Source organism: Pseudomonas sp. zfem003 (genome assembly GCF_032621675.1).
Taxonomy (GTDB): Bacteria; Pseudomonadota; Gammaproteobacteria; order Pseudomonadales; family Pseudomonadaceae; genus Metapseudomonas; species Metapseudomonas otitidis.
In genome coordinates this window covers 215,906-230,850 of sequence record NZ_JAVYJG010000005.1, presented here as the reverse complement: position 1 = coordinate 230,850, position 14,945 = coordinate 215,906, and the positions used below count along the sequence as shown (strand labels likewise).

Annotated in this window: 15 protein-coding genes; 6 read left to right on the top strand and 9 right to left on the bottom strand. The window is 70.6% G+C overall.

The features are described 5' to 3' along the window. Window positions 1-48: 48 nt before the first annotated feature. The 7 genes from RTK35_RS12630 to metG form a co-directional block, all read right to left on the bottom strand. Window positions 49-600 carry an Rnf-Nqr domain containing protein gene (locus RTK35_RS12630; protein ID WP_316908161.1) on the bottom strand — a complete coding sequence of 184 codons (552 nt, stop codon included), beginning with the start codon at window positions 598-600 and terminating at the stop codon, window positions 49-51. Continuing rightward, a complete protein-coding gene (locus tag RTK35_RS12625; protein WP_107329837.1) occupies window positions 597-1,199 on the bottom strand; it encodes an RnfABCDGE type electron transport complex subunit G in 603 nt (200 codons plus the stop codon). Before RTK35_RS12625 ends, RTK35_RS12630 begins: the two co-directional genes overlap by 4 nt. Further along, window positions 1,196-2,200 (bottom strand): RnfABCDGE type electron transport complex subunit D, encoded by a 1,005-nt coding sequence (locus RTK35_RS12620; RefSeq protein WP_316908160.1) that lies wholly within the window; start codon window positions 2,198-2,200, stop codon window positions 1,196-1,198. Before RTK35_RS12620 ends, RTK35_RS12625 begins: the two co-directional genes overlap by 4 nt. A 7-nt stretch (window positions 2,201-2,207) precedes the next feature. Then, window positions 2,208-3,590, bottom strand: a complete 1,383-nt coding sequence (gene rsxB, locus RTK35_RS12615) for an electron transport complex subunit RsxB (RefSeq protein WP_316908159.1) — start codon at window positions 3,588-3,590, stop codon at window positions 2,208-2,210. Continuing rightward, window positions 3,587-4,138, bottom strand: coding sequence for an Rnf-Nqr domain containing protein (locus tag RTK35_RS12610; RefSeq protein WP_107329834.1), 552 nt, complete (start codon window positions 4,136-4,138; stop codon window positions 3,587-3,589). Before RTK35_RS12610 ends, rsxB begins: the two co-directional genes overlap by 4 nt. A gap of 102 nt (window positions 4,139-4,240) precedes the next feature. Continuing rightward, window positions 4,241-5,041 carry a DUF4349 domain-containing protein gene (locus RTK35_RS12605; RefSeq protein ID WP_410478668.1) on the bottom strand — a complete coding sequence of 267 codons (801 nt, stop codon included), beginning with the start codon at window positions 5,039-5,041 and terminating at the stop codon, window positions 4,241-4,243. A gap of 90 nt (window positions 5,042-5,131) precedes the next feature. Next, on the bottom strand, window positions 5,132-7,174 hold the full coding sequence (gene metG, locus RTK35_RS12600; protein WP_142011499.1) for a methionine--tRNA ligase: 2,043 nt from the start codon (window positions 7,172-7,174) through the stop codon (window positions 5,132-5,134). 146 nt (window positions 7,175-7,320) lie between these two features. Here metG and apbC point away from each other — a divergent pair, with 146 nt between their 5' ends. Next, a complete protein-coding gene (gene apbC, locus RTK35_RS12595) occupies window positions 7,321-8,415 on the top strand; it encodes an iron-sulfur cluster carrier protein ApbC (protein ID WP_316908157.1) in 1,095 nt (364 codons plus the stop codon). Between the two features lie 4 nt (window positions 8,416-8,419). Here apbC and RTK35_RS12590 read toward each other — a convergent pair whose 3' ends face one another. Together RTK35_RS12590 and RTK35_RS12585 are read right to left on the bottom strand one after the other, a co-directional pair. After that, a complete protein-coding gene (locus RTK35_RS12590; protein ID WP_316908156.1) occupies window positions 8,420-8,914 on the bottom strand; it encodes a rod shape-determining protein in 495 nt (164 codons plus the stop codon). Between the two features lie 83 nt (window positions 8,915-8,997). Then, window positions 8,998-9,747, bottom strand: coding sequence for a hypothetical protein (locus RTK35_RS12585; RefSeq protein ID WP_316908155.1), 750 nt, complete (start codon window positions 9,745-9,747; stop codon window positions 8,998-9,000). Window positions 9,748-9,920: 173 nt separating this feature from the next. On the opposite strand from RTK35_RS12585, the gene dcd reads away from it, so the two are divergent. The 5 genes from dcd to RTK35_RS12560 all read left to right on the top strand — a co-directional run bounded on the left by dcd (window position 9,921) and on the right by RTK35_RS12560 (window position 14,891). After that, the gene (gene dcd / locus RTK35_RS12580; RefSeq protein ID WP_044413278.1) at window positions 9,921-10,487 is read left to right on the top strand and encodes a dCTP deaminase; all 567 of its coding nucleotides are present in this window, start codon (window positions 9,921-9,923) and stop codon (window positions 10,485-10,487) included. A gap of 102 nt (window positions 10,488-10,589) precedes the next feature. Then, window positions 10,590-13,301, top strand: coding sequence for an ATP-binding protein (locus tag RTK35_RS12575; protein WP_316908154.1), 2,712 nt, complete (start codon window positions 10,590-10,592; stop codon window positions 13,299-13,301). Window positions 13,302-13,367: 66 nt separating this feature from the next. Further along, window positions 13,368-14,093: a response regulator transcription factor gene (locus RTK35_RS12570; RefSeq protein ID WP_142011491.1), complete on the top strand. Its 726-nt coding sequence runs from the start codon at window positions 13,368-13,370 to the stop codon at window positions 14,091-14,093. A 25-nt stretch (window positions 14,094-14,118) separates the two neighbouring features. Beyond that, window positions 14,119-14,670: a hypothetical protein gene (locus tag RTK35_RS12565; protein WP_052807666.1), complete on the top strand. Its 552-nt coding sequence runs from the start codon at window positions 14,119-14,121 to the stop codon at window positions 14,668-14,670. Further along, window positions 14,667-14,891: a hypothetical protein gene (locus tag RTK35_RS12560; protein ID WP_142011487.1), complete on the top strand. Its 225-nt coding sequence runs from the start codon at window positions 14,667-14,669 to the stop codon at window positions 14,889-14,891. The genes RTK35_RS12565 and RTK35_RS12560 overlap by 4 nt, the downstream gene beginning before the upstream one ends. Window positions 14,892-14,945: the final 54 nt, after the last annotated feature.

Here is a 14,945-nt window from a genome sequence, read left to right as displayed (position 1 = left end):
GGCATTCGGCTTTTCACGGTGGATTCGGGGGGGGGGCGCGAACCGCGCTCAGGGCAAGGCGCGACGCAGCGGCACCCACAGCAGGGCGAGCAGGATAAGCCCTCCCGGCGCCGAGGCGAAGAGCGGGACGCCATGGGCGGCGAACGTGAGGCCCAGCGTCCCCAGGCCCAGCCAGTCGCCGTGGGCCAGCAGGCTGGCATGGCCGATGCCCTCGCGCAGCGCGCCGAGCAGCAGGGCCAGCAGGCTGAACGCCAGGCCTGCCCTGACGCCATCGCTGGCCCGGCCCGGTGCCTCCAGCGCCAGGTGCAGGCACGGCAGGGCCAGCAGCCACAGCCAGGGGCCCAGGGCCTGGTGCAGGTCGTAGGCGAAGGCCCGCAGGAGCTGGTCGGCCAGCGCCACGCCGCAGCCAGCCAGCATCAGCGTCCCGAGCCAGAAGGCCCGGCCCGCCAGGTGGCGATGCAGCCAAGGCAGCAGGGCCCCGACTCCGGCCAGCAAGGGCAGGGCAACCAGGGCCAGGCCCAGGGCTTTCACCAGCAGGTCGCTGGCCCCCAGCAGCGGTGCCAGGCCGAGCAATGCAGCGGTGCGTGCAGGCGTGCTCATGGCGTGGCCCCCAGCAAGGCGTCGCGGTGGGCGTCGAAGTAGCGCAGGCCCGCCTGGACGCCCGCCACTACGGCGCGCGAGGTGATGGTGGCGCCGGCGATCTGGTCGACATCGCCACCATCCGCGCGGACCCGCCATTCCCCCGGCTGCTCCGCCAGGTTCCGGCCTGCCAGGCTGCCCAGCCAGGGGCTGCGGGAGGCCTCGATGCGATCGCCGATTCCCGGTGTTTCCCGGTGCGCCAGGACCTTGCTGTGCAGCAGCCGGCCATCCGGCGCGATGGCCAGCAACAGGTCGATGGGCCCTTCATAGCCCCGCGCCCGTACCGGCAGCAGCACGGCCACCAGGCGCTCGCCCTGGCGCGCGCGCCAGGCGGTGGCCGGTGAGGGGCTGCCCAGGTCGTCAGCCCCGGTCAGGGGCACGGCGTCCTGCAGGGGGTGGTTGTCATAGCTGCCGGCGGGCAGCAGGTCGAGCAGGGCACGCTCGGCGGAGGCCTCGGCGGCCGCCTGCTGGCGAGGGGCGAGCACGCCGTGCAGCGCCGTGAGCAGGCCCACCGCCAGGGCGGCGGCCACCAGCAGGCACGCGAGGCTGCGCCCGTTCACGGAGAGGGCCTCGCGCGCTGGGCCCAGTGCTCCAGCGCCGGCACCGCCAGGTTCATCAGCAGCACGGCGAAGGCCATGCCGTCGGCATAGCCGCCCCAGGTGCGGATCACGTAGACCAGCACGCCAACGCCCAGGCCGAATGCCAGCCGCGCCCGGTCGGCACTGGGGCCGGAGACCGGCTCGGTGACGATGAAGAAGGCGCCGAGCATGGTGGCGCCGGAGAGCAGGTGCAGCAGCGGCGAGCCGTTGGAGTCCGAGCCGCTGCCGTTCCAGCCCAGCAGGCTGGCGACGAACAGCCCGGCGATCAGCCCCACCGGGGCGTGCCAGCGGATCACCCGACGCTGCAGCAGCCACAGGCCGCCGGCGAGGAAGGCCAGGTTGACCCATTCCGCACCGCGCCCGCCGAGGTGGCCGAAGGCGGCGTTGCGGGCGAACAGTTCGTCGATGGTCAGACGGTCGTTGTGGCGCAGGCTGTCCAGCACCGTGGCCTGGCTCCAGCCGTCCACCAGGCCGCTGCCCAGGCCCAGCACCTGCTGCAGCGCGGCCAGCAGGCCGTGGGGTTGGCCGGCAACGGGCCATTGGGCCATCTGCGCCGGGAAGGCCAGCAGGGCCAGGGCGAAGCCGAGCATGGCGGGGTTGAAGGGGTTGCGGCCGAAACCGCCGAAGACCGACTTGCCCAGCAGGATGGCCGCCGCACAGGCCAGCAGGGTCAGCCAGGCGGGGCTATAGGGCGGCAGGGCCAGGGCCAGCAGGGTGGCCGTCACCAGGGCGCTGCCCTCGGCCAGCCAGGGGCGGCCGAACAGGGCCTCGTCCGGGGCGACGTGCTGCCCGCGCAGGCGCCGCACCAGCGCCTCGCAGGCCAGGGCGCAGGGGATCGCCAGGGCCAGTTGCAGCAAGGTGCCGAACCCGTAGTGCCAGAGCTGGACCAGCAGGCCCGGCAGGCACGCCAGCAGCACCAGGCTCATGGCCGGGCGCGGGTCGAAACCGGGAGCGCTGGCCATGGCGGGCTCAGGCCTCGGGGTGTTCGCCGAGGCGGCGTTCGGCTTCGGCCAGGCGGGCCTGGGCGCGGCCGATGGCAGCCTCGTCGCGGGGTTGGCGGCGCTCCAGGCGGCTGACCTCGGCACGGGCCATGGCCAGCTCGGTCTTCAGCGCGCGCAGGGCCTGATCCACCGGGCGCTTGTCGATGCGCTGCAGTTCGGGCGGCGCCTTGCCGCAGGCATCCTCGGCGGCATGCTGGGCGGCCTCGGCGTCGGCCAGGGCCTGGCGCAGCGGCGCCAGCTCGGCTTCGTCCGCGCCACGGGCCTCGGCGCTGCGCAACGCGCCCCGACGGGTCACCAGGGCGACCTTGGCCTGCTTGAGCGCGGCCTCGCCCGGGCTGGGCGGCGTGGCCGGCTGCGCTGCCTGCAGGCGCGCCAGGGTGGCCTCGGCGGCATCCACCGCCTGTTGCAGGGCGGCCAGCTGGGCCTGCTGCCCGGCATCCGGTTCGGCGCCATAGGCCTTCTGCGCCTTGGCCAACTGGGCGCGGCTCATGGCGGCTTCGATCTTGGCCTTCTTCAGCGCCGCTTCGTCCGTGACCGGCGCGGGGGCGGCGCTGGCTTGGGCCAGGGCGGCTTCCGCCCGCTCGCTGGCGGCCTTGAGCTCGGCCACCTGGGCGGCGAGGTCGGAGGTGCCGTAGGTGGCGTACTGCTTCTCCGCGCGGGACAGCGCCACCCGGGCCATGGCCGCCTCAACCTTGAGGCGCTTCTGTTCGTCGCTGAGGGTGCCGGCGGCGGCCTTCTGGGCCTTGACCCGTTCGATGGCGGCCTGCACCGGGTCGATGCTGGCGGCGGCTTCGTTGCGGGCCTTTTCCTGGGCGTGGGCCTGGCGCTGTGCGCGAGCTTCGCGCTCGGCCTGGCGGCGGGCTTCGTCACGGGCCAGGCGGGCGTTGCGCTGCTCGAAGCGCTGGCGGAACTGGTCGGCCCGCTCGCGCTGGGCGCTGGCGTCCGGCTCGGCCAGGGGCAGGATGTCGATGCAGTCCACCGGGCAGGGCGCGACGCAGAGTTCGCAGCCGGTGCACTCGTCGCGGATGACCGTGTGCATCTGCCGCGCGGCCCCGACGATGGCGTCGGTCGGGCAAGCCTGGATGCACTTGGTGCAGCCGATGCACTCGGCCTCGCGGATGAAGGCGACCTGCGGCGGGACCGGGCCATTGGGCGCGTCCAGCGGCAGGACCGGCACCAGCAGCAGGTCGGCCAGGGCGATAATGGTCACCTGGCCGCCGGGCGGGCACTTGTTGATGGCTTCGCCCTGGGCGATGCCTTCGGCGTAGGGGCGGCAGCCGGGGTGGCCGCACTTGCCGCACTGGGTCTGCGGCAGCAGGGCGTCGATGCGCTGGACAAGGGCCTGGCTCATGGCGCCACCAGGCCGTTGAAGCCCATCAGCGCGACGCCCATGAGGCCGGCGCAGAGCAGGGTGATCGGCGTACCGCGCAGGGGCGCGGGTACATCGGCGGCGTCGACCCGTTGCATCAGGTCGGCGAACAGCCCCAGTGCCAGCCAGAAGCCGATGCCACCTGCCAGGCCGAGGCCCAGCGCGTGGACGAATCCACTGCTGGCGGCCAGGTACAGGCCACCGAGTACCGCACCATTGCCCAGCAGCAGCGGGAACAGGCCGTTCGGTACGTCGGCGGTGCCGGGCAGGTGCTTGAGCAGCGCCAGCGCGGCCCAGGCCAGGGGCGCCAGCAGGGGCAGCAGCACCAGCGGGCGCAGGTGGTCGAGGGCCAGGGGCGCCAGCAGAAGGCGGTCGAGCAGCCAGGCCAGGGGCAGTCCCAGGGCCAGCATCAGGCCGCCGGCACGGGCCAGAGCCTGCAGACGGGGCTGGGCGTCGCCACCCGCTGCCTGTGCCAGCAGCAGGTTGTTGACCAGGGCGGCGCCCAACAGCGCGATGAGGAGATCGGTCATGGATTCGGGACGGGCCGGATCGTTCACAAAGGGCCGCGTATTATCCGGGATGGCGCCGGGCGGGTACAGGGCCGCCCCGGGGCGACCCTGGTCCCAGCCTGTTCAGCCTTGGGCAGCGGTCTTGTTGCGGCCCGTGGCGCGGCGCCACAGCCCGCGCACCAGCAGCGCCAGGGGGAAGAGGATGACCACGAAGGGAATGCCGTAGCCGAGCATCTCCAGGGCCTGGGCGGTGCCTTCGGTGGCGTTGTCCAGCAGGCCGGCGGCAGCCTCGCCGATGCGCGACAGGCGGCTCGGGCGCTGTTGGTCGGTGGTGAAGTCCAGGGTCAGCAGGTTGGTGGCGATGCGCCGTTGCTGCTGGGCGGACTCCTGGGCATTGGCGGCCAGTTGCACCTCCAGCTCGGCCATCTCCCGGGCCAGGGCCAGCAGGTCGGCGACGGCCAGGTCCTTGCGCTCCTGGAAGGCTTGCAGGGTCTTGTACTGGCGCTCCAGGCGCTCGCGGGTGCGGGCGTTGTCGCCCACCGCCTGGGCCAGGTCTTCGGCGCGGGTGGTGCGGCTTTGCAGCTCGCCACCCTCGGCGGCCAGGGCCACGATCCTCTCCACGCCTTCGGGCACGATACGCAGCACCAGTTGGCCGGCGCGGTAGCCGCCCTGGTTCTGCTCGATGGCCAGCAGCTCGCAGGTGCCGAAGCGGCCGTCGTTGCAGGCTTCGCGGGTGGCGGCCAGGCGCGGGGCAACGGCCTCGGCGGCGAGGTGGATGGAGACCTGGTGCTCGTAGGCGAGGAAGGCGCCGGGCTTGGAGGCTTCGCCCTGGAGGGCGGCACCGCCGCTCGCCTCGCGGTCCGACGGGGAGCAGCCGGCCAGGGCGGTGAGGGCCAGCAGGAAGGGGAGGGTCCAGTGCTTGATCATGGGCGTTCCTTGCAGGGTGTTCGTGGGGCTGAAACGACGAAGCGCCTGGCCGGTGACCGGGCAGGCGCTTCGCGAGGGCGGCGCGGCTTACTTGACGCGCTGGCCCGGCTTGGCGCCGCTGTCGGGGCTGAGCAGGTAGATCTCCTCGCCGCCGGGGCCGGCCGCCAGGACCATGCCTTCGGAGACGCCGAACTTCATCTTGCGCGCGGCCAGGTTGGCCACGTACAGGGTCAGGCGGCCTTCCAGCTTGCTCGGGTCCGGGTAGGCGCTCTTGATGCCGGAGAACACGTTGCGCTTGGCGTCACCGATGTCCAGGGTCAGGCGCAGCAGCTTGTCGGCACCCTCGACGAACTCGGCCTTCTCGATCAGGGCGATGCGCAGGTCCACGGCAGCGAAGGCGTCGAAGGCGATTTCCGGAGCCAGCGGCTCCTTGGTCAGCTCGCCGTTGCCGGCGGGGGCCGGGGCGGCGTTCTGGGCGGCGAGGTCTTCCTTGGAGGCAGCGATCATGGCGTCGATCTTCACGGGGTCGATCCGGGTCATCAGCGGGTTGAAGGGGTTCAGGTCGTGGTCGGCCAGCAGCACCTGGTGGTCGTTCCAGCTCAGCGGGGCGACGTTGAGGAACTGCTCGGCGGCGGCGGCCAGGTTCGGCAGCACCGGCTTGAGGAAGATCACCAGCTGGCGGAACAGGTTCACGCCGGCGGCGCAGATGGCCTGCACCTCGGCCTGCTTGCCGTCCTGCTTGTTCAGGGCCCAGGGCGCCTTGTCGGCGATCCAGGCGTTGGCGCGGTCGGCCAGCGCCATGATCTCGCGCATGGCCCGGGCGAAGTCGCGGTTCTCATAGGCCTCGGCGATGCTCGGTGCGGCGCTGGCGAACTCGGCGAACAGCTCCGGCGCGGCATTCTCGGCCACCAGGCGGCCGCCGTTGCCCTTGTGGATGAAACCGGCGCAGCGGCTGGCGATGTTGACCACCTTGCCCACCAGGTCGGAGTTCACCTTCTGCACGAAATCCTCCAGGTTCAGGTCGAGGTCGTCGACGCTGCGGCTGAGCTTGGAGGCGTAGTAGTAGCGCAGGTATTCCGGGTCCAGGTGGTCCAGGTAGGTGCGGGCCTTGATGAAGGTGCCGCGGGACTTGGACATCTTCTGGCCGTTGACGGTCAGGTAGCCGTGCACGTTCAGCGCGGTGGGCTTGCGGAAGCCGGCGCCTTCGAGCATGGCGGGCCAGAACAGAGCGTGGAAGTTGACGATGTCCTTGCCGATGAAGTGGTACAGCTCGGCGCTGGAGTCCTTGGCCCAGTAGGCGTCGAAGTCCAGCTCCGGGCGGCGCGCGCAGAGGTTCTGGAAGCTGGCCATGTAGCCGATGGGGGCATCCAGCCAGACGTAGAAGTACTTGCCCGGCGCGTCGGGGATCTCGAAGCCGAAGTAGGGCGCATCACGGCTGATGTCCCACTGCTGCAGGCCGGCGTCCAGCCATTCGGCGATCTTGTTGGCCACCGACTCCTGCAGGGCGCCGCTGCGGGTCCACTGCTTCAGCATGGCGTCGAAGTCCGGCAGCTTGAAGAAGTAGTGCAGCGACTCCTTGAGCACCGGGGTGGCGCCGGAGATGGCCGACTTGGGGTTCTTCAGCTCGGTGGGGGCGTAGGTGGCGCCGCACACTTCGCAGTTGTCGCCGTACTGGTCCTCGGCCGCGCATTTCGGGCAGGTGCCCTTGATGAAGCGGTCGGCCAGGAACATCTGCTTGTCCGGGTCGAAGTACTGGGTCACCGGGCGGGTGGCGATGTGGCCGGCGTCGCGCAGGCGGGTGTAGATCAGGCTCGACAGCGCCTGGTTCTCCGGCGAGTGGGTGGAGTGGTAGTTGTCGAAGTCCACCAGGAAGTCGGCGAAGTCGGTGGTGTGCTCGGCGCGCACGTTGTCGATCAGCTGCTCGGAGGTGATGCCCTCCTTCTCGGCGCGCAGCATGATGGCCGAACCGTGAGCGTCGTCGGCGCAGACGTAGATGGCCTGGTTGCCGCGCATCTTCTGGAAGCGCACCCAGATGTCGGTCTGGATGTACTCGACCATATGCCCCAGGTGGATGGAACCGTTGGCATAGGGGAGGGCGCTTGTCACAAGGATCTTGCGGGGCTCGGTCATGGTGCTGGGCTACCGGATACGGAACGAAGGGAAGTCGGCAACTATAAAGAGTCGCCGGCTTTTTTTCACGCCCGGAGGGCCCGGTGGCGGGAGGGCTCGGGTAGGATACCCGCCAGTTTTGCTCGGTCTTTATCTGGAGTCCCGCCATGAGCACCGTTTCCCGCGCCCAGGTCGAAGCGACCCTGCGCCAGTTCACCGATCCCCACCTCAACCAGGACCCGGTCAGCGCGGGTTGCCTGCGTGATGTCGACATCCAGGGCGGCAAGGTCAGCGTGCGCCTGGAGCTGGGCTACGCGGCCGGGCTGTTCAGGAGTGGCTGGGCGCAGACCCTGCAGATGGCCCTGGAGAACCTCGACGGCGTCGACCGCGCCGAGGTCCGCGTGGACTGCGTGATCCAGCCGCACAAGGCCCAGGAGCAGGTGCCGGCCCTGGCCAACGTGAAGAACATCATCGCCGTCGCCTCCGGCAAGGGCGGCGTCGGCAAGTCCACCACCGCCGCCAACCTGGCCCTGGCCCTGGCCCGCGAAGGCGCCCGCGTCGGCATCCTCGATGCGGACATCTACGGCCCCAGCCAGGGCATCATGTTCGGCATCCCCGAGGGCACCCGCCCGCAGGTGCGCGACCAGAAGTTCTTCGTGCCGCTGGCAGCCCATGGCGTGCAGGTCATGTCCATGGCCTTCCTCACCGACGACAACACCCCGGTGGTGTGGCGCGGGCCGATGGTCTCCGGCGCGCTGATCCAGCTGATCACCCAGACCGCCTGGGACGACCTCGACTACCTGGTGGTGGACATGCCCCCGGGCACCGGCGACATCCAGCTGACCCTGGCGCAGAAGGTGCCGGTGGCCGGCAGCGTGATCGTCACCACCCCGCAGGACCTGGCCCTGCTGGACGCCAAGAAGGGTGTGGAGATGTTCCGCAAGGTCAACATCCCGGTGCTGGGCGTGGTGGAGAACATGGCCGTGCACATCTGCTCCAACTGCGGCCATGCCGAGCACCTGTTCGGCGAAGGCGGTGGCGAGAAGCTGGCGGCCCAGTACGGCGTCGACCTGCTGGCCTCGCTGCCGCTGTCCATGGCCATCCGCATGCAGTCCGACGGTGGCAAGCCCACCACCGTGGCCGACCCCGAAAGCCAGATCGCCATGATCTACCAGCAGATGGCCCGCACCGTCGGCGCGCGCATCGCCCAGGCCGGCCTGGGTGCCACGGCGATGCCGAGCATCACCATCAGCGACGACTGATACCTCAGGGCGTCAGCAGCGAGCCGCCTTCCGCCGGGAACTGCTTCGCACGCAGTTCCTCGCGGGTCAGTTCGCGGCCGACCCACAGGTGCACCTTGCGGGCACCGGCGCAGCGACTCAGCTCGTACAGCCCGCGTGTCTCGAGCTGCGTCAGCCCGCCTTCCAGGCGCTCCTGCGGGTGCATGACCAGCACGGGCGCTGCGCTGTAGAAGGTTTTGGGGGCCAGCTGGCGCACGAATAGCTTCAGGGTTTGCTCGGCTACGGAGAAGTTGGCCAACAGGGTGCGGGGATGGTCGAGGCCGTTGAGCAGCTCTATTCCGGGCTGGCCTTCAAGCTGTTTCGCCGCCTGCCCCATAGCGACCGGTATGCGCTTGCCAGCTTGAGCCCGAACGGCGAGGACCGTTGGTTCCTCGAGCACCTTTCCGGACTTCACGTCCAGGCCGCGCAGGTATCCGGAGGTGAGCCTGAGGTAGAGCAGGGGTGAAAACGAGTCGATCATTCCGGTTCCGTCCGAGTGAAAAGGGCGCCTAGCCTAGCGATGGTGCGCTTTGTCGTCGACCGACCGTCACGCAAATTGGCGGCTCAGTCGCCACCTCCGCCGCCACAGCCTCCGCCGCAACCCCCTCCGCTGTCCCCGCCACCGTCCGAGCCACCATCGCTCGATGAGTCGCCGCTGTGATGGCTGCCGCCCGTGCCGCTGCCATCGCCGAAGTCGCTGGAGTCATAGCTGCTGTCGCTGCCGACGAAGTCGCCACCGCAGTAGATGACGGTGCTGCCCGAGTCGCCCCGGTCGTCACGGCGCACACCCCGGCAATCAGCCACATAGAGGAAGCCGCCGGCGATGCCCAGGCGCCGGTCCAGGTCGAATAGCAGCGGCACGCGGCCTGGCGTGTGCGGGTCGATGCGCTCCTGCTCGCAGGCGTACCACCAGCAGCGCCGCAGGCCGGCGTCGGCCTGCCGGGCCTTGCCGGACAGCGCCCAGGCCGGGCGGTGGTGGAGGAAGCGGCCGAAGGCGCGCTGGCAGAAGCGCCGGTATTCGCGGGTGTCGAGGATCAGCGCATGCCACAGGTCGTCCACCACCTGGGAGGGCATGGACACATAGCCGAAGCCGCTCTTCAGGTAGCAGAGGAAGAACTGCCGCAGCCCGGCGCAGACCAGCATGCAATCCTCCAGGCTCAGCTGCGGGTGGCGTTTGCGCAGCTCGTCGAGCAGGCGCGGCGGCGGGCGGAACGCTCGGATCAGGCGTTCCCGGGCGGCGATACGGCGACGCTTCCACAGGGTGAAGCCGAAGGCGGCCGCGCACAGGCCGGGGATGACGATCCAGATGGTCATGGTGGGTCCTTTCTCCACGAGGGCGGCCCACAGTGTCCCAGGCGGCCCGGACGCTTCAAGCCCCTCGCGCTGCCGCTGGGCGGCAGGCCACGGAACCCGGCGCTGCCCTTTGCCCGGAACGTGCGCGACCGGTAAGATTCGCGGTCAAATTTCGCCTCACAGGAACACCCGCCATGAGCATCAAATCGGACAAGTGGATTCGCCGCATGGCACTGGAACACGGCATGATCGAGCCCTTCGTCGAGCGCCAGGTGCGCGGCGCGGACGACAGCCGGGTGATCTCCTACGGGGTGTCCAGCTACGGCTACGACGTGCGTTGCGCTGCCGAGTTCAAGGTCTTCACCAACATCCACTCGGCCGTGGTGGACCCGAAGAACTTCGACGAGAAGAGCTTCGTCGACATCAACAGCGACGTCTGCATCATCCCGCCGAACTCCTTCGCCCTGGCCCGTACCGTCGAATACTTCCGCATCCCCCGCGACGTGCTGACCATCTGCCTGGGCAAGAGCACCTATGCCCGCTGCGGCATCATCGTCAACGTCACCCCGCTTGAGCCGGAGTGGGAAGGCCACGTGACCCTGGAGTTCTCCAACACCACCAACCTGCCGGCGAAGATCTACGCCAACGAAGGCGTGGCGCAGATGCTCTTCCTGCAATCGGACGAGGCCTGCGAGGTGTCCTACAAGGACCGGGGCGGCAAGTACCAGGGCCAGGTCGGCGTGACATTGCCGAAAGCCTGACTCACACCTTCTGTCGGAAAAGCCGGGCATTGCCCGGCTTTTTCGTGAGTGGCGCCCCGCCAGCGCCTTTCCTTGAAGCCAGCCGCCCGCCGAGGGTTTCCCGTGTCCCGATTGCGCCTGTACCTGTTCCTCTGCCTGTCGCTGTGGCTGCCGGCCTGGGCCGCCCAGGCCGAACCGCTGAACGACCTGCGGGCCTGGGACCCGGCACGGGGCGCCCTGCACGTGCTCGACGGCACCTGGCGGCTGACCTGGCTGGAGCCGGCACGGGCGGAGCAGGAGGTGCCGCTGCCCTTCACCTGGAAGGACGGCACCCGCAAGCCCTGGGGCGAGGTGGGCTTCGGTCGCATCGAGCTGACCAGCGAGCTGCTGCTGCCCGATTACCCGGAACCCCTGGCGCTGTACTTCGACGACTTCAAGTCCGCAGCGCGGGTCTGGATCAACGGCGAGCTGGCCTTCGAGCGCGGCCAGCCGGGGGATGCGGAGCACGAGGTGCAGCGCCTGCAGTCGGCCATCGTGCCGCTGCCTGACGATGCCACGCGGGTGACGGTGCGGATCGAGCTGTCCAACCACTTCCACCACGAAGGCGGCATCGACATGGAGGTGCGTGCCGGCACCCTGGCCGGCCTGACGCTGGACGCCAGCCGCCAGCGCGCCCTGTACCTGCTGACCCTGGGCGGTGCGCTGATGATGGCGCTGTTCATGGCCCTGATGGACCGCAGCGCGGCGCGGGCGCTCGGTGGCCTGCCGTTCGCCGTGCTGCTGGTGCTGGCCGGGTTGCGCGCGGCGTCCAGCGGCGAACTGCTGGACCACTACCTGCAATGGCCGTCGGTGTGGATCTACCGCATCGAATACCTCTCCGGGCACCTGTTCTCCCCGGTCTACGGCGTGTTGCTGCTGCGCCTGTTCCCCGACGAACTATCGCGGCGGGTGCAGCGCGTGCTGGTCGCGGTGGGCGTGCTGGGTGCGCTGGTCACCCTGGGGACACCGCCGGCCTTCTTCACCCTGACGCGGGACCCCTGCGCCATCTGGCTGCTGCTCTGCGAGCTGTACTTCCTCGGCGCCCTGGTGCTGGCCGTGCGGCGTCGGCGCCCCGGGGCCCTGGTGGCGCTGGGCGGGATGCTGGTGATGGACGTCACCATCGTCAACGACCTGCTGCTCTACTCCCTCAGCGTGCCGACCCTGAACCTGATCCCGCTGGGCATCCTCTTCTTCATGCTCTCCCACGGCGTGGTGGTGGGCAGCCGGGTGATCGACGCCCTGCAGCGCAGCAAGCAGCTGAGCCGGGACCTGCAGCGCCTCAACGCCTCCCTGGAAGCCCGCGTGGAGGAACGCACCCAGGCCCTGGCGGTGGCCCGCGACCAGGCCCTGCACGAGGCCCAGCAGTCCCTGGAGCGCCAGGCCATGCTCAGCCACGAGCTGCGTACCCCGCTGGTGGCCATCCAGGGGCACCTGCACCTGCTGCAGGGCGACGGCCTGGACGAGCAGCAGCGCCATCGCCTGGACACCGTGCGCGTCGCCGCCCAGAGCCTCACCGACGTGCTCGACGGGCTGATGCTGCTGTCCCGCGCCGAGAAGCTCGAGCTGCCGCCGGCCCAGGTGTTCTCCCCGGAGCGCCTGGTGGAGGAGTGCGCCGCCATCTTCCGGCCCCAGGCCGAGGCTCGTGGCCTGCGCCTGCTCACCCGCTGTGCCGACGACCTGCCCGCCTACGTGCTGGGGCACCCCCAGCCGTTGCGCCAGGTGCTCTACAACCTGCTGGGCAACGCCCTCAAGTTCACCGACCAGGGCCAGGTGCTGGTGATCCTCGAACGCAGCAGCCAGGGCCTGGCCCTGCGGGTGGCCGACACCGGCCCCGGCATCCGCCACGAACTGCAGCCGACCCTGTTCGAGGCCTTCGTCCGCGACCCCGAAGCAGGCCAGCCCGGCATCGGCCTGGGGCTCTACATCAGCGCCCGCCTGGCCGCGCTGATGGGGGCCCGCCTGGCGCTGGACAGCGCCCCCGGCCAGGGCACGCGCATCGACCTCTGGCTGCCCTGGCAGCCGGCCGAAGCCCCGGCAGCGGAGGAGGAAGACGAAGCCGCCGCACTGTTGCAGGGCCTGCGGGTGCTGCTGGTGGAAGACGTGGAGGTGAACCGCCTGGTGACCGCCGAACTGCTGGAGCGCTGGGGCTGCCAGGTGAGCACCGCCCGGGATGGCCGCGAAGGCGTCGAGGCCTGCGCCACGGGCACCTTCGACCTGGTGCTGATGGACCTGCGCCTGCCGGACATCGACGGCCTCACCGCCAGCCGGCTGATCCTCCAGCAGGCCCGCTCGACACCGCCCCTGCTGGTGGCCCTGACCGCCAACGCGCGGGACCTGGACCCGCGCCAGTGGCGCGAGGCCGGCTTGCGCGCGGTGCTCGGCAAGCCCCTGCGGCGCGAGGCCCTGCTGGCCGTGCTGGAGGACTGGGACATCCCCGGCGAAGCCCCGACCACCCAGGCCGAGGAGTTCTCCGAGGCGCGCCTGGAGGCACTGCGCGGTTGGCTCGGTCACGCCCTGTTCGACCGCCTGCTGCCCACCCTGGTGGCCTCCCTGGAGGAGGTGCGCGACGCCCTGGCGCACCTGCCCGAGGCCCCCGAGGCAGCCCGCCTGGAACTGAGCGCCCTGTGCCACCGCCTGCGCGGCAGCACCCTGAACTTCGGGCTGGACAGCCTGGCCCAGGCCGCCGAGCGCACCGAACGGCCGGACCAGGTGCCCGAGCTGCTGGCGATCCTGGAGCGCCACCTGCTGCTGCTCAGGGAACGCCTGCAGCGTGAAGCGGGTCGCGCAATCCCTTGATCCAGGTGGTGGCAACGCGCCTGCGGTTTGCGCCAGAATCCGCCGCCTGACGAAGAGGGGCTGTGGATGGTCGACAAGCTGCTGGTGGTCGAAGACGCGCCGGAAATCCGCGAGATGCTGGTGCTGTACCTGCGCGAAGCCGGGTTCGAGGTGCACGCCACCGACTCCGGGCGGGCCTGCCTGGAGCTGGTCCAGCAACTGCGCCCGGCCCTGGTGCTGCTGGACATCGGCCTGCCCGACCTGGACGGCCTGACCATCACCGCCCAGCTGCGCCGCAGCCAGCCGCAGCTCGGCATCATCCTGGTCACCGTGCGGGACGAGGACTACGACCGCGTGGTGGGCCTGGAGGCCGGTGCCGACGGCTACCTGACCAAGCCGCTGAACCTGCGCATTCTCCTCGCCCAGGTGCGCAGCCTGCTGCGCCGCTGTGGCCAGGGTGAGCGCGAGGCCGACTTCTCCGTGCGCCTCGGGCGCTTCCGCGTCGACCTGCTGCGCCGCCGCATCAGCGACGCCGCCGGCCAGGACGTGGTGCTCACCCCTGGCGAGTTCGCCCTGCTGATCGGCCTCATCGAGCGCCGGGGCAGCGCGGTCAACCGCCACGACCTCATGCAGTGCCTGCGCCGGGGCCAGGACGACGACGAGGAAGTCGACGCCCGTACCGTGGACGCCCTGATCGTGCGCCTGCGCCGCAAGCTGGAGGTCAACGCCAACCGCCCGCAACTGATCCAGACCGTCTACGGCAAGGGCTACCGCCTGGCCGCCGAGGACGAGGCCAGCCTGGCCACCCCCTGAACCCACGGACCCGGGAGCTTCACCGATGAAACGCCTCTTCGCCCTTGGCCTCGCCCTGTGCCTGTCCCTGCCCCTGGCCCACGCCCGTACCCTCTCGGTAATCGGTGACCGCGAGGTGTTCGGCCTGCCCGCGGATGCCTCGCCGGAGCGCTTCGTCCAGGCCCTGGGCGAGCCCACTGTCCGGCTGCCCATGAGCGGCAACAGCCAGGGCCTGCTCTACGGCAACAGCCTGCTGCTGGTGTTCCAGGACGGGCGCCTGGCCGAGGTGCGCTGCTGGCGCCTCGACCGCTTCACCGACGAGCTCGGCCTGGGCTGGCTGCAGCGGGTGGCGCCCGGCGCGGCGACCTGGGACTTCGTGGTGGACAAGCAACTGGCCCTCGGCATGGACCGGGAGCGGGCCCTCACCCTGATGCAGGGGCTGGAAGGCGATGGCGACGAGTATTCGGACGTGCGCCAGCGTGGCAGCAGCACCCTCTGGCTGGGCTACGGGCAGTCCGGGAACTACGGCCTGGAAGGGCCGGATCGCCAGGTGGTCACGTCCCTCACCGTGACCTACGACGCCCCCGGCGACGAATGACCCGGAATCCCACGGGCTGCGTGGCGTCCCACAAGGACAGCCCCTCCGTGGAGAACCTCGCCATGCCCATCGCCGTACACGAACTCCCGGCCACCCGGCCCTGGCCCTTCTTCGCCCAGCACGTGCCTGGCGACCCCGGCGAGCCGGGTGAACCCACCCCGTCCCGCGAGCCGGGCGAGCCGACCCTGCCGGACGAACCCCCGCCCGACCCAGTCGCCTGAACCCAGACAGCAGAGCGCCCGGCATTGCCGGGCGTTTTGCATCAAGCGCTGGGG

Coding starts and splice junctions, on each gene's coding strand:
- RTK35_RS12590 (WP_316908156.1), bottom strand. CDS start 8,914: ATGATCGACTCGTTTTCACCCCTGCTCTACCTCAGGCTCACCTCCGGA.
- RTK35_RS12565 (WP_052807666.1), top strand. CDS start 14,119: ATGAAACGCCTCTTCGCCCTTGGCCTCGCCCTGTGCCTGTCCCTGCCC.
- RTK35_RS12620 (WP_316908160.1), bottom strand. CDS start 2,200: ATGGCCAGCGCTCCCGGTTTCGACCCGCGCCCGGCCATGAGCCTGGTG.
- RTK35_RS12585 (WP_316908155.1), bottom strand. CDS start 9,747: ATGACCATCTGGATCGTCATCCCCGGCCTGTGCGCGGCCGCCTTCGGC.
- apbC (WP_316908157.1), top strand. CDS start 7,321: ATGAGCACCGTTTCCCGCGCCCAGGTCGAAGCGACCCTGCGCCAGTTC.
- metG (WP_142011499.1), bottom strand. CDS start 7,174: ATGACCGAGCCCCGCAAGATCCTTGTGACAAGCGCCCTCCCCTATGCC.
- dcd (WP_044413278.1), top strand. CDS start 9,921: ATGAGCATCAAATCGGACAAGTGGATTCGCCGCATGGCACTGGAACAC.
- RTK35_RS12610 (WP_107329834.1), bottom strand. CDS start 4,138: ATGACCGATCTCCTCATCGCGCTGTTGGGCGCCGCCCTGGTCAACAAC.
- RTK35_RS12630 (WP_316908161.1), bottom strand. CDS start 600: ATGAGCACGCCTGCACGCACCGCTGCATTGCTCGGCCTGGCACCGCTG.
- RTK35_RS12570 (WP_142011491.1), top strand. CDS start 13,368: ATGGTCGACAAGCTGCTGGTGGTCGAAGACGCGCCGGAAATCCGCGAG.
- rsxB (WP_316908159.1), bottom strand. CDS start 3,590: ATGAGCCAGGCCCTTGTCCAGCGCATCGACGCCCTGCTGCCGCAGACC.
- RTK35_RS12560 (WP_142011487.1), top strand. CDS start 14,667: ATGACCCGGAATCCCACGGGCTGCGTGGCGTCCCACAAGGACAGCCCC.